The organism is Luteitalea pratensis, assembly GCF_001618865.1.
Classification (GTDB): Bacteria; Acidobacteriota; Vicinamibacteria; order Vicinamibacterales; family Vicinamibacteraceae; genus Luteitalea; species Luteitalea pratensis.
This window is the reverse complement of the sequence record NZ_CP015136.1, coordinates 2,675,975-2,697,152: the sequence shown is the minus strand read 5'-3', so window position 1 is coordinate 2,697,152 and position 21,178 is coordinate 2,675,975. Positions and strand designations below refer to the sequence as shown.

The window sequence follows — 21,178 nt, the reverse complement described above, 5'->3', positions numbered from 1 at the left end:
CGCTGCGTCAGGCGGGGTCACCATATCGTCCTTGCCCGGATGCTAGCCCATCCTCGGGGCAGAATGGCGCGTACTAAGGACTAGTTGGCCTAGAAACGGAAGCCGGCGGTGATGGGGAAATACGACGCGTTGGACCCGTAGGTCTGGCCGCCCCCCGACTGCGGCTCGATTTTCGGCCCCCAGACATAGTGGTAGCGGGCCTCGACGAAGAAGGCGCCGAAGTTGACGCCGCCGCCGACGTTGATCCCGAAGTCGGTCGAGGTCCGGTCGCCGACGATGGCGTCGGTCGAGACCGGCGCCGGGTAGCACACGTACCAGTAGGGGTCGCACACGGTGATGAACCCGACGCTGGGCGTGGTCAGCTGCACCTTGCGCCAATAGACGCCCGGCCCGGCGATGAGGTACGCCCGCATGCCGCTCGTGCCTCCGGCCCTCAACACGACGTTGAAATCGACCACGTTCATCTGGTGGTTGCTCTCGATCAGGATGCGATCGCCGGCCTGCGGCGTCGGGCTGAGGTTCTCGAACGTCCGGTCCGGCCCGCCGAAGCGGAAGTACTGGTACTCGCCCATGAAGCCGACGGCCTCGTTGGCGTTGAAGGTCAACCCGGTGCTGAAGTTGAAGCCGGTGTCGAACGAGTCGGCGACATCGCCGACCGGGAAGGCAACGCCGGCGCCGATGTGGAATTCGACCGGGTCCTGCGCGGCCGCGACGGAGGGCAGGGCCAATGCGAACGCGACAGCGAGGCGAAAAATGCGGATCTTCATCTATGAACTCCTTCGGACATGTGGGGGCGGCGGCGTGCCCCTCACATTGAGGAGCACAGCCGATGCCATCGTGTCCGCCGTGCCTGGGTGATGCGCCAGGCCGAATTGCGGAGGATTCGGCACGTGTACGGGCCCCCCGAGGCGGCAACGTCCCCGGACTTCCTCCGGCATCTTGGAGTGCCCCCGATATCGCGTGCGAGAGTCGGCCCGCCGAGCAGGCGGCAGCGTCCGACTGGGCCATGACCTCTCTCGGAGGACGGCCGGCCACGTGGGCGCGGTTCTTGCTCCCGGGGGCTAGCATGCCCACCACCCTCGTGCGGGAAGACGACCGGACCTACCGACTGGAGATTCGCGGACTGCTGAGGAAAGCCGACCTCGATCGCGCGCAGCGGGACTTGCTGGCCACGTTGGCCGGCGACGGTGGCGGGACGGTGCGCCTGCTGGTACGCCTGCAGGCGTTCGAGGGCTGGGAAAGCGACCCGCGCTGGAACGACCTGTCGTTCTATGTCATCCACGGCGACGCGCTGGAGCGCATCGCGATCGTGGGCGACGAACGCTGGCGCGGCGAGGCGCTCATGTTTGCCGCCGCGGACCTGCGGAAGGGGCCCGTCGAGTACTTCACGCCCGACCGCGAATCCGAGGCGCGTGCCTGGCTCGGATCGGCGTAGCCGTCGACCCACGGGCCGCGCTCGGAGAGCGGGCCGTGCCGTGTAGCCGTCGGCCTGGGCGGCTGTAGCCGTCGACCTTCAGGTCGACGGTCAGTGACCTTCCAGGAAGATGGCGACGCCCGGCCGCGGGGTGGCGCCGAAGCTTTGGCGGAGGCGGCCAGCCCGGCGTTCGGAGGCCGTCGGGAATCGGGATTCGGGATTCGGCCCCATTGGCCGCAGCAGGACCTACCGTGTACGACGCGTCGAGCAAGCTCGACGCCTACATTTCGGAGGTTGTAGCCGTCGACCTTGGTCGACGGGCTCCGGGCGCCGCGTCAGCGCCGACCTGACTCCGCCGGAGCCTTGGCGAAGGTGGGAGGTCGGCGCCTCCGTCGTGTCGCTTACGGCTGCTCGGCGGCTACCACGTTGTGCCAGGTGTTGTCCGGGTTGAAGGCCGTGATGGCCTTGACGGCACTCGCCGTGTTCGCGCCGAGATCGTGTTCGTACGTCGTCCCGTCAGGCCCGACGATGAACGTCATCACGCCGGTGTTGCCGTAGGCGGCGGGCCAGGCCACGAGTGCAAAGCCACCCGTCATCGCGCCGCCGACCACGTAGCTCCGCGCACCGCCCTGCGCGCCGGCGCCCTGCTTCTCGAGAATCCGGAAGTAATACCCGTGAAACGGGGTGGGCTGTCCGCCGGCGCCGAGCGTGCGGCCTTCGGCCGCCGCCTCGGCGACGAGTGGCCCGAGCGGGCTGTGCGGCTCGCCCGACTTGACCGGCCAGTAAAGGCCGTCCTCGGTGCCGGCAGTGCTCGCCAACCGGCGCGCGTAGGCGCCGGCCGGTATCGCGTCGTGACCGCGTTTCGCGTAGGCACGCTGGGCGGCCACGTACGTCTTCACGATCTGAATCGCGGCGAGCTCGTTGCGCCCGATGCGCCGGGTGATCACTTCTTCCTTCCCCGCCGCGGCGTCGAACACCCAGCCCTTGGCCGTCTTTACGAGCGGCACCGGGAATGGCCATTCCTCGCGCCCGACCACGAGTTCCTTGCGGTCGGCCGACACGTCGGCGAGCTTCCAGCCTTCGCGCATCGCGACGAGAAAGACGGCGCGGTGTTGCCGCGCCGTGGCCGCGTCCGATGAGGAGGCGAGGTCGCGCCCACGGGCGCCGAGCAGCGCCAGCAGCGGCTGGATGTCCTTCGCGCGTGCTGCCGTCCTGAGGGCGGTGACCGCCTCCTCAGGAGTCTGGAACACGCGCGGCGGCTGCGCCGCGGCGATGGCCGGCAGCATCAGGCCGGCCGCGACCGCGACACTGCGCAGGAATCGTGAAGTCATGATCGACATGCTCACCTAGCGGTCAGCGCCGACGGCCGCCGCCGCCGCGCCCGCCACCACTGGAACGGCTCGACGAGCGACTCCGGCTCCCACGTGATGACGCCGCCCGTTCGGACTTGCCACTCGAATAGCCGGAAAACGCATCCGAACTCCTGCCGCTGCGATCCACCGATCGCTCCGTGGTGCCGCGCGACGCGCCGTTGGCGCTGTACTGGCCGGTGCCGGCACCGGCGGCCTGTGCGTTGGTGCGCGCAGTGTCGGCGCGCTGCTGCCGCTGCGCCTGCGCCTCGGGGGTCTGACGGTTCTCCGAACGTTCGGTGCGCTGCTGCTGTGCGGTCTCGGCACGTTCGGTGCGCTGGCTCGACGTGTTCTCGCGTCGCTCGTTCGCGTTCTCCCTGGCATCCTCGCGGTTGTCGGAGATGTCCTCCCGGGCGTCCTCGCGGTTGTCGTAGAAGTCCTCGCGGGCATCCTCGCGGTCGTCGTAGAAGTCGTCCCAGGAGTCGTTGTACATGTACCCGCCGCCGTGCCAGCCGTACGGCCCGTAGTAGTAGTTGTTGTCGATCGCGGCGCCGATGGCAATCCCGGCCGCGAACCCGACTGCGGCGCCCGCCACTGCTGCAACCGCCTCGTCGTCATCGTCTTCCTCCTTGATGACGATCGTGGTCGTGGTCGGGGCGGGCTGCGTGTAGACGACCTGTGGGTCGTACTGGGGCACGTACACCACCTGCGGGTTGGCCGGCTCGATGACGATCGCCTGCTCGCCCGTCTTGGTCGTCCTGGTCTCGACCTTCTGCTGCGGGGTGGTCTTCAGGTTGCCGGCCTGCTGGCTCTTCTGCCGCAACCGCTGGATGCTCTCGAAGACGCCCTTCTGGTCCGTCGAGAACGTGGCGCCCAACTGGCGCGTCCAGGCGATGTTGTCGGCCATGAAGTTGACGACCGGCGGGAACAACGCCATCACCACGAAGCTGGCGTCATAGCCGGCGGCCTTGGCCGCATCCTGGAGCTTGGTTCCGGTGAGCTCGGCGTTGCGCACCAGCCAGCCGCTGAACTCCTGCACCTTGTCCGGCTGCTGTGCGCAAAGGAGCATCTGCGCCAGTAACTGGTCGGGATACAGGGCGACGGGCGCGAGCAGTTCGTCGAGCACCTGCGGGCTCGACGCGCCGGCAGCCGCGGGCGGGGCCGGCTGCTGGACGCGGGCAAGCAGCGCCGCGCCGGCCGGAATCGAGGCCGGGCCGGCGCAGCATAGGGCACTGAGGGCAACGACGAGAACGCCGCGGCGAGACATGGCCACTGTCCTACTTCGACGAGATGGCGGTCAGGCGGACAGCCTCGACACCGTAGTCGTCGACCACAACGGCATCTCCCGGTCCCAACTTGAGCTTGGCGGCCGGGGCGAGGTCACCAGCGACGCCCTTGCCCGAGCCATCGACCTCGAAGGTCGCAAACGCGTACTGGTAGCCCGTCTTCGGCTTCTGCTCGGGCATGCCGGCGCCGAGGAACGCGATCGGCTGCGTCGCGACGACGGTTACGAGCATGCCGCTCCCGGTGCTCAACGTCCGCGCGTAGTGCAGCGGGGTGGAGCGTCCGCCTACCTGGATGGTCCCGGTCGCAGGCATCCCGTCAAGGGCGCTCTTGAGCGCGGCGTCACCCTTCTTCAGTGCCGCCATCGCCGCGGTGCGCTCGGCATCGGTGGTCCAGCGGGAGACGGTGATCGTCACCGGCGCTGTCAACGACGCGCCCCCTGCCGTCTTGACCGTGGCCGTCGCCGTGTAGGTCTTCGGCGCGGGCGCTTGTGCCAACACGACGGCGCTCGTCGCCCCGGCGGTCACCACCGCCGCCACCAGCATCGCTCCCCACTCAGATCCCATCCGCATCGCTCTCTCCTCCGACGTGTCGTCCCGCAACGTTCACCCGCGCCAGTGGCGAGGGTCGCTTGCCGAGCATACAGAAGAAGTGTGCCGTCGAGAAGAATCGCATCGGTGGGTGAATTCACGCACAGGGCAAGGCAAACCGACGCGGCTGCACCTGCGGGGCGCGCGCCGCCCTCCACGGCCGTGGAGAGGCTCCGACATGTCGTAGGGCCACCAGGGCACTCGAGCCGCGCGTCGCGCCCTGGCGTCGAACACACGTCGAGGTACGACGCCGCGAGCACAGGCGATCGTGCCAGGGACGGCAGCGGCCTGCACCTAGGGCTAGGTGAACCGTTCGGGGTACAGCTCTTGCTTGACTCGTAGGTATTCGCACGCGTCGGCGGCGGAACCGCACGACGACCCAAGGAGACACCATGAAGGACCACGAACGTACCGAGGCCTTGACCTCGTGGCAAGCCGACGCCCGCGTAGTGACCGAGGGCCTCGCCGCGGTGGATCGCCGGGCGTTCCTGATGCGGAGCGCCGTCACTGGTGCGGCCGCCGTGCTCACCGGATGTGCCGCCCCGACACCAGAGCAGACCGCCAACAACCCCACGCCTCCCCCGGCTCCCAAGGTCGCTGACAGCCAGGTCTCGCAGGACCTCGCGGTCAAGAAGGACACCAAGGGCCCGGTGATGACGACGATCGATGAGTTCTACAAGGTCGGTCCCGGGCCGTCGAGCTCGCACACGATCGGCCCGATGCGGATCACGTACGACTTCTACCAACGGTGCACCAAGCTGCCGGCCGACCAGCTCGCCAAGGCGACGGCTCTCAAGGTGCACCTGTTTGGCAGCCTCAGTGCGACGGGCAAGGGCCATGGCACCGAGCGCGCCTCGCTGGCCGGCATTGTCGGCAAGGAACCGGCCACCGTGGAGCCGGCGTTCCTGGACGGCCTGGCAAGCAACCCCGACCAGACCTTCGACGTGAAGTTGGGCGGCACGACGTTCAAGGCGTCGCTCAAGGACATCATCTACGACGCGCCGAAAGGCAACTTCCCGCACCCCAACACCATGACCTGCAAGCTCATGGCGGGCGACCAGGTGCTCCTCGAGCAGGAGTACTACTCGGTCGGCGGCGGGTTCATCGAGTGGAAGGGCTACGAGCCGCCGAAGAAGGGCCAGCCGAAGTACCCGTACTCGACGATGAAGGAACTCCAGACGCACGCCGAGAAGAACAACCTCTCCATCGCGCAGGTGGTGATGGCCAACGAGGTCGCCGTCTCCGGCAAGACCGAGGCGGAGGTCGCCGCGTTCGTCCACAAGATTCACACCGCGATGGTCAACATCGTCAAGGCGGGGCTCGCGGCGCCGGAGTCGACGCTGCCCGGTCCGATCAAATTGAAGACCAAGGCCGGCGACGTCTACAAGCGGGCCCAGGACGAAAAGTACGTCGGACAGCGTGGCGTGGGCGTCGTCGCGGCGTATGCCCTCGCTGGATCGGAAGAGAATGCGCGTGGCCACCTGGTGGTCACGGCGCCGACTGGCGGCTCCGCCGGGGTGATGCCCGCGATCGTGTATGCGATCGGCGAGGGCGGCCGAAACCTGCCCGACGACAAGATCCGTGACGGATTCCTCGCCGCTGCGGCCATCGGGTATCTCTGCAAGCACAACGCGACGCTGTCGGGCGCGGAAGGCGGCTGCCAGGCGGAGATCGGTGTCGCCTCGGCCATGGGCGCGGCGTTCCTCGCGCAGGCCCATGACTTCCCGCCGCAGGTCGTGGCCAACGCGGCCGAGTCGTCGCTGCAGCACCACCTCGGGATGACGTGCGATCCGGTCGCCGGCTTCGTGCAGGTGCCCTGCATCGAGCGCTGCGCGTTCGGCGCAGTGAAGGCCTGGACCGGGTTCATGATCGCGAGCAACGAGATCCCCGCCAACCGCCGCGTCGACTTCGACACCACGGTGACCGCGATGGCGCTCACCGCCCGCGAGATGAACGGCAAGTACAAGGAGACCTCCGAGGGCGGGCTGGCCGTTTCGCTGGCGCTCTGCTAGGACCGGCGATGCACGAGTCCGCCGCTGCCACCGACTCGCGGTCGTCCGCGATGCGGGCGATCGTCGCCGCCTGGCTGGTCACGGCGCTGTACTACTTCTACCAGTACGCGCTGCGATCGGCCCCGGCGGTGATGATGCCGCAACTGTCGGACGCCTTCGGGCTGACGACAATGGGCGTGGCCTCGCTGGTGGGCCTGTTCTATTACGGGTACTCACCCTTCAGCCTGGTGGCCGGCGCGGCCATGGACACCCTCGGACCGCGACGCGTCGTGCCGATCGGCGCGGCGGCGGTGGGCGTCGGCGCGCTGCTCTTCGCCACTGGTAACCAGACGCTTGCAAGTGCGGGGCGGTTGCTGCAGGGCGCGGGCGGCGTGTTCGCGCTCGTCGGCGCCGCCTACATCGCGACGACGAACTTCCCCGCCTCTCGCGCCGCCACGCTGATCGGCGCCACGCAGATGTTCGGGATGGCCGGCGGATCGGCGGGCCAGTTCGTCGTCGGTCCGATCATCGCGCGCGGCGTGCCGTGGCAGGCGTTCTGGGCCGTCATGGGTGGCATCGGGCTGGTCATGAGCGTGGCGTTGTACGTGCTGTTACCAGCCCGGGACGAACGCCGAACGCCGAACGCAGAACGCCCACCCATGAAGGCCGAAGGCCAAAGCCCCAAGGCCGAGACAAGTCGTCCCGGCGTGCTGCATGCGTTTGCGACCGTGTTTCGCAATCCCCAGTCCATCCTGTGCGGGATGATCGCGGGGCTGCTGTTCATCCCGACGACAATCTTCGACATGGTGTGGGGCGTGCGCTTCCTGCAGGACGCCCGCGGTTTCGAATACGGCGACGCCGTGCTGCGTTCCTCACTCGTGCCGCTCGGCTGGATCATCGGGTGCCCCCTGCTCGGCTTCATCTCCGATCGCATCGGACGGCGCAAGCCGGTGATCGCCGGGAGCGGCCTGGTGCTGCTCGCCTGCCTCGGCTGGATCCTCTACGGGCGGATCGACGTGCTGCCACCGTACGTGCTCGGCCTGGTCGCCGGCATCGCGTCCGGCGCGGCGATGCTGCCGTACACGGTGATCAAGGAAGCGAACCCGCCCGAGATGAGCGGCACCTCCACCGGCGTCGTCAACTTCCTCAACTTCACGTTCAGCGCCCTGCTCGGCCCGGTGTTCGGGTGGATCCTCCTGGGTGTGAGCGGCGGGGGCGGAACGATGACCCTCAGTCACTACCAGGCGACGTTCTATCCGCTGCTGTACGGCGTCGCGCTGGCCGTCGTTCTCACGTTCCTCCTCAGGGAGACGGGGCCCGCGGCACGCCGCGCGCCCCGGTAGTCGCAGGCGAGGCATCGATGACCGCTACCACCGGATCGGGAAAGTACGAAGAACTGCTGGCGCGGTGCAAGGGGCTGCCGCCGGTCGCCACGGCCGTGGCACACCCGTGCGAACAGTCGGCCCTCGCCGGGGCCATCGAAGCGGGCGCGCTCGGATTGATCACGCCCATCCTCGTCGGGCCCGCCGCCAAGATCGAGGAGATCGCCGGCAAGGCCAATATCGACCTGACCGGCGTGAGGATCGTCGATGCCGTGCACAGCCACGCCGCCGCGATGAAGGCCGTGGAACTCGTGCGATGCGGCGACGCCGAGCTGCTGATGAAGGGCAGCCTGCACACCGACGAGTTGCTCGGCGCCGTGGTGGCGCGCGAGACGGGACTGCGCACGGGCCGCCGCATCAGTCATGTCTTCATCATGGACGTGCCGACCTACCACAAGGTGCTCATCGTCACCGATGCCGCCATCAACATCGCGCCGGCGCTCGAGGACAAGGCCGACATCTGCCAGAACGCGATCGATCTTGCGGTCACCCTCGGCGTGAAGACGCCGAAGGTGGCGATCCTGGCGGCGGTTGAAACCGTGAACTCGAAGATGGTGGCGACCATCGACGCGGCCTGCCTGTGCAAGATGGCCGAGCGCGGGCAGATCCGCGGCGCCCTGCTCGACGGGCCGTTGGCGTTCGACAACGCGATCAGCAAAGACGCCGCACGCACCAAGGGCATTACGTCCGAGGTGGCCGGTGATCCGGACATCCTGCTCGTGCCCGATCTCGAGGCCGGTAACATCCTCGCCAAGCAACTGAGCTTCCTCGCCAACGCCGACAGCGCCGGCCTGGTACTCGGGGCCAGGGTCCCGATCATCCTGACGAGCCGCGCCGACACCGTGCGATCCCGCATCGCGAGTTGCGGGGTGGCCATGCTCGCCGCGCACGCGCGGCGGCAGGCGATGCCGGCCAGCGTCTAGCCTGCCGGTGGGGAACGCTATGTAGGCGTCGAGCTTCAGCTCGACGCTGACACTGACCGTCGACCTGACCTGTCCGCCGTAGCCGTGGCGAAGGTGGAAGGTCGACGGCTACGTAACAGATCGCATGGAGGCACGTCCCATGGAGGACTTCGCACTCGTCCTCAACGCCGGCTCGTCGAGCCTCAAGTTCTGCGTCTACCGGCGCCCCGAGGAGCAGACCTGGGGACTCGAAGCGCGCGGGCAGATCGAGGGCATCGGTACCTCGCCGCATTTCACCGTCAAGGACGGCACGGGCGTGAAGGTGGCCGACCAAGCACTCGCCGCCTCCGTCCGCGACGGCGACGGCGCGATCGACGTCCTCGCCGGATGGCTGCGCCAGCAATACGGCGGCGCCCGGGTGCGCGGTGTCGGGCACCGCGTGGTCCACGGCGGGCCGAACTTCGCGGGTCCGGTGGCGGTGACGCCGCAGGTGCTCGACGAGTTGCGCCGCCTGGTCCCGCTGGCGCCGCTGCACCAGCCGCACAACCTGGCAGCCATCGACGCCGTCACGGCGCGCCTGCCGGAGGTGCCGCAGGTGGCCTGCTTCGACACGTCGTTCCATCGCGGACAGCCGGAGGTCGCCACCGTCGTGCCGCTGCCCCGTGATCTGTGTCGCGATGGCGTGCAACGCTACGGCTTCCACGGCCTGTCCTACGAGTACGTCGCGTCGGTGCTGCCGACCGTCGCTCCGGAGATCGCGGCGGGCCGCGTGATCGTGGCCCACCTCGGGAGCGGCGCCAGTCTTTGCGCGCTTCGTGGCGGCAGGAGCGTGGACAGCACGCTGTCGTTCACCGCGCTCGACGGCCTCTGCATGGGCACACGGCCCGGCGCGCTCGATCCAGGCGTCGTCCTCTACCTGTTCCAGACACTCGGCCTCTCACCCAAGGAGGTCGAGTCGGTGCTCTACAAGAAGTCGGGGCTCCTCGGCATCTCCGGAATCAGCAACGACATGCGGGACCTGCTCGGCAATACCGCGGCATCGGCCCAACTCGCCGTCGACTACTTCGTATACCAGGCGGCCAAGCAGATCGGCGCCATGGCGGGAGCGTTGGGCGGCGTGGACGGGCTCGTCTTCACGGCCGGCATCGGCGAGAACTCCGCGGAGATCCGGGCACGCATCTGCGCCGCATGCGCCTGGCTCGGCGTCGATCTCGACGCCGGCGCCAATGAGTCGCGGCAGACCCGGATCACGCGGCCGGAATCTCGGGTATCGGCGTGGGTCGTGCCGACCAACGAGGAACTGATGATTGCGCGCCACACCGGACGGTTGCTGGGTCTGGCCGCAAACGCGTAAGGATTCGACGAGGGACGCCGGGCTGGGACAGCCGAGGGTCGGACATGTGACGAACGCTGAACGCTGATGCACGGGCAACGACCAACACGGAATCGTGACGATCCGGACTCGACATTCCCGGCATTCGCGGCATTCCGGCATTACGTCGTCGGTAGCACGCGGGGCCCGCTCTCCGAGCGGCATTCCTTCATCGAAACGCAGCTTCTTCGAGGTATCGCAATGACTACGATGGCACCTGAAACGCGCGTGGACGACGCGACGGCCGCGTGGCGCGGCTTCCGTGGCGCACTCTGGCAGCGGGATATCGACGTCCGCGCCTTCATCCAGTTGAACTTCGACCCCTACGAGGGGGACGGCGCGTTCCTGGCGCCGGCGACACCGCGCACCCTTGGCATCTGGGAGAAGCTCAGCGCGCTGTTCCTCGAGGAACGCAAGAAGGGCGTGCTCGACATCTCGCAGATCCCGAGTTCGATTACCGCGCACGCGCCCGGCTACATCGACAAGGCCAACGAAGTGATCGTCGGCCTGCAGACGGAGGCGCCGCTCAAGCGCGCGATCATGCCCAACGGCGGCTTCCGGATGGTCGCCAGCGCGCTGAAGGTGTATGGCTACACGCCCGATCCCGCCGTCGTCGAGACCTTCACGAAGCACCGCAAGACGCACAACGATGCTGTCTTCGATGCCTACACGGCCGACATCCGCAAGTGTCGCAGTTCGCACATCCTCACCGGCCTGCCCGACGCATACGGACGGGGGCGGATCATCGGCGACTACAGGCGTGTCGCGCTGTACGGCGTCGCCCGCCTCATCCAGCACAAGCAGGAGGAAAAAGTCGCGCTCGATGCGGAGATGTCCACCGAGAGCATCATCCGCGACCGCGAGGAACTCTCCGAGCAGATCCGTGCGCTGAAGGAACTGCAGCAGATGGCAAAGGCCTACGGCTTCGACATCTCGGTGCCGGCGCGGACCGCGAAGGAAGCCGTGCAGTGGCTGTACTTCGGCTACTTGGCGGCAGTGAAGGAACAGAACGGGGCCGCCATGTCGCTGGGGCGCACGTCCACATTCCTCGACATCTATTTCCAGCGGGATCTCGCCGAGGGCACACTCACCGAGTCCGAAGCGCAGGAAATCATCGACGACGTCGTCATCAAGCTGCGCATCGTCCGGTTCCTGCGCACGCCCGAGTACGACGAACTGTTTGCCGGTGACCCGACCTGGGTCACCGAATCGATCGGCGGCATGGGCGACGATGGGCGTCCACTCGTCACGAAGACCAGCTTCCGGGTCCTGCAGACGCTCTACAACCTCGGGCCCGCCCCAGAGCCCAACCTCACCATCCTCTACTCGCCCCGCCTGCCGGAGGCGTTCCGACGCTTCGCCACCAAGGTCGCGATCGACACCAGTTCGGTGCAGTTCGAGAGCGACGAGCTGATGCGCCGGAGCCTCGGCGACGACGGCGCCATCGCGTGCTGCGTGTCGCCGATGCTGGTCGGCAAGCAGATGCAGTTCTTCGGGGCGCGGGCCAACCTCGCCAAGCTGCTGCTCTACGCGATCAACGGCGGCCGCGACGAGATCTCGGGCGAGCAGATCGGCCCCGAGTTCGGGGCCGTACAGGGCGATTACCTCGATCTCGAGGAGGTGGCCGGCAAGTTCGAGCGAATGATGGAGTGGCTGGCTGGCGTCTACGTCAACGCCATGAACGTCATCCACTACATGCACGACAAGTACGCCTACGAGCGGATCGAGATGGCGCTGCACGATTACGCGCCCATTCGCACGATGGCATTCGGGATGGCGGGCCTGTCGGTCGTCGCCGACAGCCTCTCGGCGATGAAGTACGCGAAGGTCAAGGTGGTGCGCGACGCCACCGGCCTCGTCACCGACTACCAGACCGAGGGCACCTTCCCCTACTTCGGCAACCATGACAACCGTGTGGACCACCTCGCGTCCTGGGTGGTGAGCACGTTCATGAAGAAGCTGCGCAAGTACCCCACCTACCGCGACGCGGTCCACACGCAGTCGATCCTGACGATCACGTCCAACGTCGTGTACGGCAAGGCCACCGGGAACACGCCGGACGGCCGGCGCCACGGCGAGCCGTTCGCGCCCGGCGCGAACCCCATGCACGGCCGCGACAGCCACGGCCTGCACGCGGCAGCGGCATCGGTGGCCAAGATCCCGTTCCGCGACGCGGCCGATGGCATCTCGCTCACCGCGACAGTCGTACCCACCGGCCTCGGACGCACCGACGACGAACGCGTGACCAACCTGACGGCGATGCTCGACGCGTACTTTGGCGTCACCGGCTATCACATGAACGTCAACGTCCTGAATCGCGAGACGCTGCTCGATGCGATGGATCACCCGGAGAAGTACCCGCACCTCACGATCCGCGTCTCCGGTTACGCGGTGAACTTCGTCCGGCTCACGCGCGAGCAGCAGATGGACGTCGTCAATCGCACGTTCCACGGAGCCTGACCATGTCCACCGAAGCGGACGTGCCGCAGACACCGCTCGAAGCCTCCAGCCCGTTTGAATTGCGCGTCGGACTGAGCAAGGACGTGCCCGAAACCACGGTGCGGCAGGCGCTGGCCTCGGGCGACATGGGCTTCCTCCACTCGTTCACCACCGGTTCGGCCGTGGACGGTCCCGGGGTCCGGGTCGTCGCCTGGACGGCCGGCTGCATGTGGCGTTGCGCCTACTGCCACAACCCGGACACGTGGTCGATGCGCAACGGCATGCCCGTCAGCATCGCGACGGCCACCGAGGAACTGGCCAAGTACCGAAACGGCCTGAAGATCATGAAAGGCGGGCTGACGATCAGCGGTGGCGAACCGCTGATGCAGCACAAGTTCGTCACCAGGCTGTTTGCCGCCGCAAAGGGGATGGGCGTTCACACTGCGCTCGACAGCAACGGCTACTACGGTGATCTCCTCAGCGACGACGAGCTCGCGTCGATCGACTTGATCCTGCTCGACATCAAGGCGTGGGACCCGGCACGGCACCTGCGGTACGTGGGGATGGCACTCGAACCGACACTGGCGTTCGCGCGGCGGCTCGCGGCCCTCGGACGCCCGATCTGGATCCGGCACGTCGTCGTCCCGGGCTGGACCGACGACGAGGCGACGCCGCGAGGGATCGCGGACTTCGCGGCGTCGCTCGGCAATGTCGAGCGGGTGGACGTCCTGCCCTTCCACCAGATGGGCCGCTACAAATGGAGCAACCTCAACCTGACCTACCGGCTCGCGGACGTCGAACCGCCGTCCGATGAGGCCATGCAACGCTCGATTGACGCATTCAGGGCCGCGGGACTGCGCGCGTACTGACGATGCTCTGGAAGCTGGTGACCGCGTTCACGCTGATGGCCATCTGCGTGGTCATCCATGCGTCGAGCGTGACCTCGGCGATGCGGTGGGCGCGGACGCACTCTAGTTCGCCGGCGGAGATGGAGTACCTCGCGCGCATCTGGTTGTTTGTCCGGATCGCGGGCTGGATCATCACCTTCCACCTCCTCGAAATCTGCGTGTGGGCGACGTTCTACTGGTGGAAAGGCGCGTTGCCCGACCTGCCGACCTCGATCTACTTCAGCGCCGTCACCTACACGACGACCGGCTACGGCGACCTCGTGCTGCCGGCCGACTGGCGTCTCGTCGGTGCCATCGAGGCGCTGACCGGAATCCTGATGTGCGGCTGGTCCACCGGCTTCTTCTTCGCGGTCGTGAGTGGGCTCGAACGACTACCGAGGCGAACGCCCCGGGGCCCCGAATCCTGAAATGCCCGCTTGCCGGACTTCGCGAGCACCAACCGGCCGCGGTCGCCATCGCCGACGCCCGGGCTGCTACTTCGTGAGCTTCAGCCACTGCCAGCCCACGCTCAGGGTCCTGAAATTGGAGCCGGTGCGCACCGCGAGGCCCGAGCTGTAGGCCACCTTGAGGGATTGCGATTTCGCGAGCGGCAGCGACAGCGTGGCACCGATCCGCGAGTTGTTCAATTCGCCGGTCGGGTCGGCTCCATCGATCCGGGCACTGCCGCCGTGATACCACGTGGCGTCGATGGCTACCCAGAGGCGTGGGCGGAACGTGTAGCTCGTGTGCCCCTGGATCGCCACGACCGCGTCCTGCGAGCGTCGTCGCCCACCGGGATAGAAGTCGTCGTTGGCGGTGAACAGCCACACGCCGGCATAGCCATCGAAATCCCAGTGGCCCTTCGGCACGCTGACGCCCAGTTCCGGCTTGAACGCCCATCGATGGGCGCCGAGGTTGATGAGCTGGGTGTCCTTGTACTGCCCCGTGGGCGCGACAACCGTCAGGCTGGTGCCGATGATGACCTTGCGCGGCGAGACGATGAAGGCACGGGCGCCCACCGCCGGATTGCCTGTGAGGTTGACCGAGAACTTGGTGCGCATGTCCACGAGCCCGGTGCGCGTGATGCTTCGGGCCTCCTCACCCACTTCCCCACTCACCTCGGCGTACGACGCGGGGATGGCCGTCGTGATCAGCGCGAGCCGGCCGAACAGACCGAAGGTGTAGCCGGCCGCCAGCGGCACGCCGTAAATGGTGGCGTCGATGTTTTTCACCGGCAGCGTCGGGTCCGTGAGGACCTCGCCCGTCGACCGCGACAGTCCCGCGACGAGGAAGAACGCGCCCGCCGGACTCGCTGCATAGGCGCGGGGCTCGAGGTCCTGTGCACGGCAGGGCGCGGCAGCCAGGACGCTGGCCGCCAGCGTGCCGGCTGCCAGTCTCGCCACGACACGGTCGAGGGCCGCTTGTCTCATCATCACGCGGTCTACTGGCACGTTCCATGCCTGCGTCAATAATGGACACGCTACGCCAATGGCGCGGCTCGTCCGCACAACTATCTCCATGTAAAGGGGTCTGGGCCAGCGCGGCCGGGGGGCGTCCCCCAGGTCGAGGCCCGAGGCTCCCGGATTTGGGAGTTTCCACGCGACGCGCTCCGGGAACGTGGAGGCGCTACGCTGGACGTGCGCGCAGGAGCAGAAAGGACCGAAGTATGGCGAGTACGCAGCCGGGAGCGCAGGGCCGCGGCCTGTCGGGAAGCGGTGGCAATGCCCCCTTCGTGGACGTCCGTGAACAGAAGCGCCTGAACGACGCGCGTGAGGCAGGTGTCCCGTGGAAGCACTGGGGCCCGTACCTGAGCGAGCGTCAGTGGGGCACGGTCCGCGAGGACTACAGCCAGGACGGCAACGCCTGGAACTACTTCAGCCACGACCAGTCCCGGTCCCGCGCCTACCGTTGGGGCGAGGATGGGTTGGGCGGCATCTCGGACGACCAGCAGCGACTCTGCTTCGCGCTCGCCCTCTGGAACGGCAAGGACGCGATCCTGAAGGAGCGGCTGTTCGGGCTCACCAACAGCGAAGGGAACCACGGCGAGGACGTCAAGGAGTACTACTTCTACCTCGACTCGACGCCGACCCACTCGTACATGAAGTACCTGTACAAGTACCCGCAGCGCGAGTTCCCGTACGATGACCTGGTCGCGAACAACGTCCGCCGCTCGCGCGAAGAGTTCGAGTACGAGCTGCTCGACACCGGCGTGTTCGACGATGACCGCTACTTCGACGTGTTCCTCGAGTATGCCAAGGCGGGGCCCGACGACATTGCCATCCGCTGCACGGTGCACAACCGCGGCCCGGAGGCAGCCCACCTGCACGTGCTGCCGACGCTGTGGTACCGCAACACGTGGTCCTGGGACGACGGCGCGGCCAAGCCGATGCTCGGGACCAGCAACGGCACGATCGTCGCCTCCCATCCCGAGCTGGGCAACTACACCCTGGCGTGCGAGGGCGCGCGCGAGCTCCTGTTCACCGAGAACGAGAGTAATCGCGAGCGGCTCTGGGGTCAGCCGAGCCCGAGCCCGTATGTGAAGGACGCCTTCCACCGGTACGTGATCGGCGGCGAGCGTGACGCGGTCAACCCGGCCGGCACCGGTACGAAAGCCGCCGCCCTGTATGTGCTCGACGTCCCTGCTGGCGGCAGCCAGGTCATTCAGCTGCGGCTGCGCGCCAACGGCGACGGCGAGGCGTTCGGCACGGGCTTCGACGATGTGTTCCGTCAGCGGATCGAGGAGGCCGACGAGTTCTACGGGCGCATCACCGCCGACACCCTCAACGAGGACGAGCAGCGCGTCCACCGGCAGGCCCTCGCCGGCATGCTCTGGACCAAGCAGTACTACTACTTCGACGTCGACCGCTGGCTCAAGGAGCACGACGCGCACCCGCTGTTCGGCACGGGCCACAGGGCGCCGCGCAACGCCGAGTGGTTCCACATGCTGAACGGCGACGTCATCTCGATGCCCGACAAGTGGGAGTACCCCTGGTACGCGGCATGGGACCTGGCCTTCCACACCATCGCGCTGTCGCTGGTGGATTTCGACTTCGCGAAGGATCAGCTGCTGCTGATGCTGCGCACGTTGTACAGCCACCCCAACGGGCAGATCCCCGCCTACGAGTGGAACTTCAGCGACGTCAACCCTCCGGTGCACGCGTGGGCGACGCTGTTCCTGTACCGAGTCGAGACGAATCTCGGCCGCGAAGATCACGAGTTCCTGGAGCGCTCGTTCCAGGGGCTGATGCTGAACTTCAACTGGTGGGTCAATCGCAAGGACCCGCAGGGCCGCAACGTGTTCGCGGGCGGCTTCCTCGGCCTCGACAACATCGGCGTGTTCGACCGCAGCGCGCAGTTGCCGACCGGCGGATCACTGGAACAGGCCGACGGCACGGCGTGGATGGCCTTCTACTGCCAGAACATGCTGGAGATGGCGCTCATCCTGGCCGCGCGCGACAAGAAGTACGAGGAGACCGCCTTCAAGTTCCTCGAGAACTTCATCTGGATCGCCTACGCGATGGACAAGACCGGCGAGCACGGCGACGACATGTGGGACGAGGAGGACGGCTTCTATTACGACGTGCTGCGGTTGCCCGACAACCAGGCATTCCGACTCAAGGTGCGTTCGCTGGTCGGCCTGCTGCCGCTCTGTGCCAGCACCGTGATCGAGCCGGAGATGGCGAAAAACCATCCCAGGCTGCTCGAACTGATCGCCCTCTTCCGCAAGCGGCATCCGCAGGTGATCGCCAAGGTGGCGCCGACGACAGAGGGCTTCGTGGGGGTCGGCAACCGCCGGCTGCTGTCGCCGCTGTCGAAGGAGAAGCTGACGCGCATTCTCGGGTATCTCCTCGACGAGAACGAGTTCCTCGGCCCGCACGGAATCCGGTCGCTGTCGAAGTACCACGAGAAACATCCCTTCGTCTTCCACACCGCCGGACAGCAGTTTCAGGTGCGGTACCTGCCGGCCGAGTCGGACAACGGGATGTTCGGCGGCAACTCCAACTGGCGGGGTCCGGTGTGGATGCCGGTCAATGGCCTGATCGTGCGGGGGTTGCTCAACTTCTACAGCTTCTACGGCGACGACTACACCGTGGAGTGCCCGACCGGATCCGGCAACCACATGACGCTGTTCGAGGTCGCCAAGGAGATCTCGCGACGGCTGACGGGAACCTTCGTTCGCGACGCCAACGGCCGCCGCCCGGTGTATGGGGGATGCGAGAAGTTCCAGAACGACCCGCACTGGCGTGACTACATCCTGTTCTACGAGTACTTCCACGGCGATAACGGCGCCGGGCTCGGCGCCAGTCACCAGACTGGCTGGACGGGCATCGTCGCGCGACTGATGGACCTGTTCGGCCGGATGGACGCGAAGGACATGCTCACGACCGAAAAGGAACGACTGGCCGAACGCCTGGTCCGTGAACAGGTCGGCGGCAAGGCCTCGACACGGCAATGACCACGCCCCGCTATCCGTCGCTGTTCCAGATCAACACGCGTGTCCGCCTGTCGGAACTGAGCACCACGCTCGGCCGGCAGGCGACGCTCGACGACGTGCCTGATGCGGAGCTCGATCGGCTCGCGCACGACGGCTTCGACTTCGTCTGGTTCCTCGGCGTGTGGCAGACGGGCGAGGCCGCACGGCGGGTGTCGGCATCCAACCCCGAGTGGCTGGCCGAGTACCACCGCGTCCTGCCCGACTTCCGGGATGCGGACGTGACCGGGTCCTGCTTCGCGGTCAAGGACTACCACGTCCACGCAGACTTCGGCGGCGACGAGGCGCTCGCGCGACTGCGCGACCGCCTGCGTCGTCGAGGCCTCCGGCTGATGCTGGACTTCGTGCCGAACCACGTGGCGCCCGACCACGTGTGGGTGGAGTCGCACCCCGATTTCTTCATCGAGGGCACCGAGGCGCAGGTCGCCGACGCGCCGCACAACTGGACACGAATAGAGGTGGCCGGAGGGTCGCGCATCCTCGCGTACGGGCGAGATCCCTACTTCGCGGGCTGGCCGGACACGCTGCAGTTGAACTACGGCAACCTCGCGCTGCAGGAGGCGCTGATCGGCGAACTGCACCGCATCGCCAGACAGTGCGACGGCGTACGGTGCGACATGGCGATGCTGGTCCTGCCGGACGTGTTCCAGCGGACATGGAACATCGCCACCGAACCCTTCTGGCCGCGAGCCACGACCGCGGTTCGCGCCGCGGCACCGGGCTTCGTCTTCATGGCGGAGGTGTACTGGGATCTCGAGTGGACGCTCCAGCACCAGGGGTTCGACTTCACGTATGACAAGCGGCTCTACGATCGGCTCGAGCACGGCTCGGCGCGGCCGGTGCGCGAACACCTGTATGCCGGACTTGACTTCCAGGATCATCTCGCTCGCTTCCTCGAGAACCACGACGAGCCCCGCGCCGCGGCGACCTTCCCGCCGGAACGGCATCGTGCCGCGGCCGTGATCACGTTCCTCTCACCGGGCCTGCGCTTCGTCCACCAGGGCCAGCGCGAGGGCAAGCGGGTGCGCATTCCGATGCATCTCGGACGCGGCCCCGCGGAACCGGCCGACGAGGCGATCGGCGCGTTCTACGACGCCCTGCTCGCGTGCCTGCGCCGGCCCGCGTATCGCGAAGGGCAGTGGCAGTTGCTCGGCGCAGTTTCGGCGTGGGATGGCAACGAGTCACATGACGCCTTCATCGCGTACGCGTGGAGCGGCTCCGGCGATGCCCGCCACCTCGTCGTGGTCAATTACGCGGATCACCACTCGCAATGCCGTCTCGCCGTGCCGTGGCCGGAACTCGTGGGCAGCACGTGGAGATTGCAGGATGGGCTCTCCACCGCAGCGTACGACCGCGACGGCGCCGAGTTGGCTGGCCGCGGCCTGTACCTCGACCTCCCGCCGTGGGGCCGGCACGCCTTCACGATCACCAGGGTATGAGGGCGGCGGCCCACGGCAATCGGCCTTCGGCCTTCGGGATTGGAGACTCGCGATTGCCCTGGGCGTCGTCGGCGTCGACACTTCAGGTCGACGCATCGATAGCCCATGTCGGGACTCGAGACTGTGGGCTCGCGACACGTGATCGACCCTGGACCCTCGGGATGGGCGTTGCTCCAGTCAAAGAACTCGACATTTTCGGCATGCGCGGCATTCCGGCATTGCGCTGTTCTTACCGGCATGCTGTTGTTCGGCGGCTTCACGGCGCATGCAGACGCGCAGACGGTCGAGGTCTCGCCGTTCGTGGGGTACCGCTTCGGCGGCGATCTCTATGAGGTGTACACCGGCAGCGCACTCGACATCGACGGCGCCGCGACTGTCGGCGGCGTGGTCGACGTGTTCATCGAGCGCGGCCTCTCGTTCTCCTTCATCTACTCGCACCAGGACGCAGAGGTCGAGACCGTGGACTCCTGGGGACGGGCCACGGAGTTCGGCCGCCTGTCAGTCGATCACTGGCACGCAGGCGGCACGCAGGAGTTCGGCGCCGGTGCGGTGCGTCCGTTCCTGATCGGCACCATCGGGCTCACGCGCTTCGGCGCGCCGGGCGACTCGGAACTGCGCTTCTCGACGGCCGCGGGCGGCGGCGTGAAACTGATGCCGACGCGACACCTCGGCGTCCGCCTCGACGGACGCGTTTATGCCGTGTTCATGAACGGCTGGACCAGCGCTGGCGTCTGCGGCGGTGCGGGTTGCCTCGTCGGCGTGGACGTGTCCCTCATCTGGCAGGCGGAATTCACCGCGGGGCTGGTGCTGTCGTTCTGAAGCCCGTTGAGGTTGTGGCCCGGTCAGGCGATCCGAGCGGTGAGGTGGCCGGGTGGGTGCGCATGAGCCCACCCGCCTGGCCGTCCCGAAAAAGCAGAAGGCAGTCAGCTCTTGTTCTTGGCGGCCTTTTCGGCTTCCTTCATGGCCTTGGTCTTCTGCTGGGTGATCTGCGTCAGGCGCGTCGGTTCCTGGCCGTAGATCTCGAGCTCGAGCCGGCCATTCTTCGTGGAAATCGACGTCTGGTTCAGCAGCTTGCCCTCACCCTTGTCGCTCCCCGGGGGAAAGCGCATCTCGACCATCGTGAACGGATAGTCCATGGTCCGCGCCGAGTTGGCCGCGGCCCAGAACGTCACCGGCTTGTCGGTAACGATGACGATCTGGCGCGTGCCGTCGGGCAGCATGTTCTCGCGCGCATACATGATGTCCCAGCCGACCGAGCGCGCCGATCGGATGTAGCCGGCGCGCGGCTTCACGTCCTGGAGGACGCTCACCAGCTTGTCCTGCGACGATCGCTGCTCGGTCGTCCCTGCCACCGCGTCGAGCAACGAGGCGCGCTCCGCGTCGCTCGTCCACCGTTCGATGCCGATGTCGATCGTGCCGCTGAATCCGCGCTGCATGTTCACGCCGAACGCGGTGAACCGCAGCGGGTCCTTCTTCGTGATGACGGTGCCCGCCTGCGGTGGCGAGGCAGGCACCTGCCGTTCCTGTTGCGCGGTGAGCGGTGCCCAGGCAAGCGCCCCGAGCGCGGCGGCACCAACGAGCGTGCGGGTGAAACGAGTGGTCAGTGTCATGATCCTGTCATCCTTCCTGTAAACGAT

General features: G+C 67.3%; 17 protein-coding genes. 11 read left to right on the top strand and 6 right to left on the bottom strand.

All coding sequences use genetic code 11. The annotated features are described in order from the left end of the window. Positions 1-89: 89 nt before the first annotated feature. Positions 90-767, bottom strand: a complete 678-nt coding sequence (locus tag LuPra_RS11100; RefSeq protein ID WP_110170797.1) for an outer membrane beta-barrel protein — start codon at positions 765-767, stop codon at positions 90-92. A gap of 299 nt (positions 768-1,066) precedes the next feature. Here LuPra_RS11100 and LuPra_RS31790 point away from each other — a divergent pair, with 299 nt between their 5' ends. Next, positions 1,067-1,435 (top strand): SpoIIAA family protein, encoded by a 369-nt coding sequence (locus LuPra_RS31790; RefSeq protein ID WP_157899010.1) that lies wholly within the window; start codon positions 1,067-1,069, stop codon positions 1,433-1,435. Between the two features lie 380 nt (positions 1,436-1,815). Here the strand turns inward: LuPra_RS31790 and LuPra_RS11090 are convergent, their stop codons facing one another. The 3 genes from LuPra_RS11090 to LuPra_RS11080 are packed head-to-tail and all read right to left on the bottom strand — an operon-like array spanning position 1,816 to position 4,619. After that, positions 1,816-2,745 (bottom strand): DUF2950 domain-containing protein, encoded by a 930-nt coding sequence (locus LuPra_RS11090; RefSeq protein WP_157899009.1) that lies wholly within the window; start codon positions 2,743-2,745, stop codon positions 1,816-1,818. A 22-nt stretch (positions 2,746-2,767) separates the two neighbouring features. Next, positions 2,768-4,030 carry a DUF3300 domain-containing protein gene (locus LuPra_RS11085; RefSeq protein ID WP_110170794.1) on the bottom strand — a complete coding sequence of 421 codons (1,263 nt, stop codon included), beginning with the start codon at positions 4,028-4,030 and terminating at the stop codon, positions 2,768-2,770. A 10-nt stretch (positions 4,031-4,040) separates the two neighbouring features. Continuing rightward, positions 4,041-4,619 (bottom strand): hypothetical protein, encoded by a 579-nt coding sequence (locus LuPra_RS11080; RefSeq protein WP_157899008.1) that lies wholly within the window; start codon positions 4,617-4,619, stop codon positions 4,041-4,043. Positions 4,620-5,029: 410 nt separating this feature from the next. On the opposite strand from LuPra_RS11080, the gene LuPra_RS11075 reads away from it, so the two are divergent. The 7 genes from LuPra_RS11075 (at position 5,030) to LuPra_RS11045 (ending at position 14,038) form a co-directional block, all read left to right on the top strand. Continuing rightward, positions 5,030-6,649 (top strand): L-serine ammonia-lyase, encoded by a 1,620-nt coding sequence (locus LuPra_RS11075; protein ID WP_110170792.1) that lies wholly within the window; start codon positions 5,030-5,032, stop codon positions 6,647-6,649. A gap of 8 nt (positions 6,650-6,657) precedes the next feature. Beyond that, a complete protein-coding gene (locus LuPra_RS11070) occupies positions 6,658-7,971 on the top strand; it encodes an MFS transporter (RefSeq protein ID WP_110170791.1) in 1,314 nt (437 codons plus the stop codon). Positions 7,972-7,988: 17 nt separating this feature from the next. Beyond that, the gene (locus LuPra_RS11065; protein WP_110170790.1) at positions 7,989-8,933 is read left to right on the top strand and encodes a bifunctional enoyl-CoA hydratase/phosphate acetyltransferase; all 945 of its coding nucleotides are present in this window, start codon (positions 7,989-7,991) and stop codon (positions 8,931-8,933) included. Between the two features lie 124 nt (positions 8,934-9,057). Then, entirely contained in the window at positions 9,058-10,266 is a 1,209-nt protein-coding gene (locus LuPra_RS11060; protein WP_237050897.1) for an acetate/propionate family kinase, read from the top strand. A gap of 228 nt (positions 10,267-10,494) precedes the next feature. After that, complete coding sequence (gene pflB / locus LuPra_RS11055; RefSeq protein WP_169812020.1) at positions 10,495-12,744, top strand: formate C-acetyltransferase; 2,250 nt, start codon at positions 10,495-10,497, stop codon at positions 12,742-12,744. A gap of 2 nt (positions 12,745-12,746) precedes the next feature. Further along, complete coding sequence (gene pflA, locus LuPra_RS11050) at positions 12,747-13,592, top strand: pyruvate formate-lyase-activating protein (protein ID WP_110170787.1); 846 nt, start codon at positions 12,747-12,749, stop codon at positions 13,590-13,592. 2 nt (positions 13,593-13,594) lie between these two features. Then, positions 13,595-14,038, top strand: coding sequence for a potassium channel family protein (locus tag LuPra_RS11045; protein WP_110170786.1), 444 nt, complete (start codon positions 13,595-13,597; stop codon positions 14,036-14,038). A gap of 66 nt (positions 14,039-14,104) precedes the next feature. Here LuPra_RS11045 and LuPra_RS11040 read toward each other — a convergent pair whose 3' ends face one another. Continuing rightward, a complete protein-coding gene (locus tag LuPra_RS11040) occupies positions 14,105-15,043 on the bottom strand; it encodes a transporter (protein ID WP_110170785.1) in 939 nt (312 codons plus the stop codon). 233 nt (positions 15,044-15,276) lie between these two features. Between LuPra_RS11040 and LuPra_RS11035 the strand changes: the two genes are divergently transcribed. The 3 genes from LuPra_RS11035 to LuPra_RS11025 all read left to right on the top strand — a co-directional run bounded on the left by LuPra_RS11035 (position 15,277) and on the right by LuPra_RS11025 (position 20,360). Then, a complete protein-coding gene (locus LuPra_RS11035; protein ID WP_110170784.1) occupies positions 15,277-18,066 on the top strand; it encodes an MGH1-like glycoside hydrolase domain-containing protein in 2,790 nt (929 codons plus the stop codon). Next, the gene (locus LuPra_RS11030) at positions 18,063-19,541 is read left to right on the top strand and encodes an alpha-amylase family glycosyl hydrolase (RefSeq protein WP_110170783.1); all 1,479 of its coding nucleotides are present in this window, start codon (positions 18,063-18,065) and stop codon (positions 19,539-19,541) included. The genes LuPra_RS11035 and LuPra_RS11030 overlap by 4 nt, the downstream gene beginning before the upstream one ends. 237 nt (positions 19,542-19,778) lie before the next feature. After that, entirely contained in the window at positions 19,779-20,360 is a 582-nt protein-coding gene (locus LuPra_RS11025) for a hypothetical protein (RefSeq protein ID WP_110170782.1), read from the top strand. A gap of 104 nt (positions 20,361-20,464) precedes the next feature. Here the strand turns inward: LuPra_RS11025 and LuPra_RS11020 are convergent, their stop codons facing one another. Then, positions 20,465-21,151, bottom strand: a complete 687-nt coding sequence (locus LuPra_RS11020; RefSeq protein ID WP_110170781.1) for a hypothetical protein — start codon at positions 21,149-21,151, stop codon at positions 20,465-20,467. Between the last annotated feature and the right edge of the window lie 27 nt (positions 21,152-21,178).

What these genes read in the sequence shown, in the direction of transcription:
- LuPra_RS11030 (WP_110170783.1), top strand. Translation starts at nt 18,063, where the DNA reads ATGACCACGCCCCGCTATCCGTCGCTGTTCCAGATCAACACGCGTGTC.
- LuPra_RS11060 (WP_237050897.1), top strand. Translation starts at nt 9,058, where the DNA reads ATGGAGGCACGTCCCATGGAGGACTTCGCACTCGTCCTCAACGCCGGC.
- LuPra_RS11100 (WP_110170797.1), bottom strand. Translation starts at nt 767, where the DNA reads ATGAAGATCCGCATTTTTCGCCTCGCTGTCGCGTTCGCATTGGCCCTG.
- pflA (WP_110170787.1), top strand. Translation starts at nt 12,747, where the DNA reads ATGTCCACCGAAGCGGACGTGCCGCAGACACCGCTCGAAGCCTCCAGC.
- LuPra_RS11070 (WP_110170791.1), top strand. Translation starts at nt 6,658, where the DNA reads ATGCACGAGTCCGCCGCTGCCACCGACTCGCGGTCGTCCGCGATGCGG.
- LuPra_RS11090 (WP_157899009.1), bottom strand. Translation starts at nt 2,745, where the DNA reads ATGACTTCACGATTCCTGCGCAGTGTCGCGGTCGCGGCCGGCCTGATG.
- LuPra_RS11080 (WP_157899008.1), bottom strand. Translation starts at nt 4,619, where the DNA reads ATGCGGATGGGATCTGAGTGGGGAGCGATGCTGGTGGCGGCGGTGGTG.
- pflB (WP_169812020.1), top strand. Translation starts at nt 10,495, where the DNA reads ATGGCACCTGAAACGCGCGTGGACGACGCGACGGCCGCGTGGCGCGGC.
- LuPra_RS11035 (WP_110170784.1), top strand. Translation starts at nt 15,277, where the DNA reads ATGGCGAGTACGCAGCCGGGAGCGCAGGGCCGCGGCCTGTCGGGAAGC.
- LuPra_RS11075 (WP_110170792.1), top strand. Translation starts at nt 5,030, where the DNA reads ATGAAGGACCACGAACGTACCGAGGCCTTGACCTCGTGGCAAGCCGAC.
- LuPra_RS11045 (WP_110170786.1), top strand. Translation starts at nt 13,595, where the DNA reads ATGCTCTGGAAGCTGGTGACCGCGTTCACGCTGATGGCCATCTGCGTG.
- LuPra_RS31790 (WP_157899010.1), top strand. Translation starts at nt 1,067, where the DNA reads ATGCCCACCACCCTCGTGCGGGAAGACGACCGGACCTACCGACTGGAG.
- LuPra_RS11020 (WP_110170781.1), bottom strand. Translation starts at nt 21,151, where the DNA reads ATGACACTGACCACTCGTTTCACCCGCACGCTCGTTGGTGCCGCCGCG.
- LuPra_RS11025 (WP_110170782.1), top strand. Translation starts at nt 19,779, where the DNA reads ATGCTGTTGTTCGGCGGCTTCACGGCGCATGCAGACGCGCAGACGGTC.
- LuPra_RS11085 (WP_110170794.1), bottom strand. Translation starts at nt 4,030, where the DNA reads ATGTCTCGCCGCGGCGTTCTCGTCGTTGCCCTCAGTGCCCTATGCTGC.
- LuPra_RS11065 (WP_110170790.1), top strand. Translation starts at nt 7,989, where the DNA reads ATGACCGCTACCACCGGATCGGGAAAGTACGAAGAACTGCTGGCGCGG.
- LuPra_RS11040 (WP_110170785.1), bottom strand. Translation starts at nt 15,043, where the DNA reads ATGATGAGACAAGCGGCCCTCGACCGTGTCGTGGCGAGACTGGCAGCC.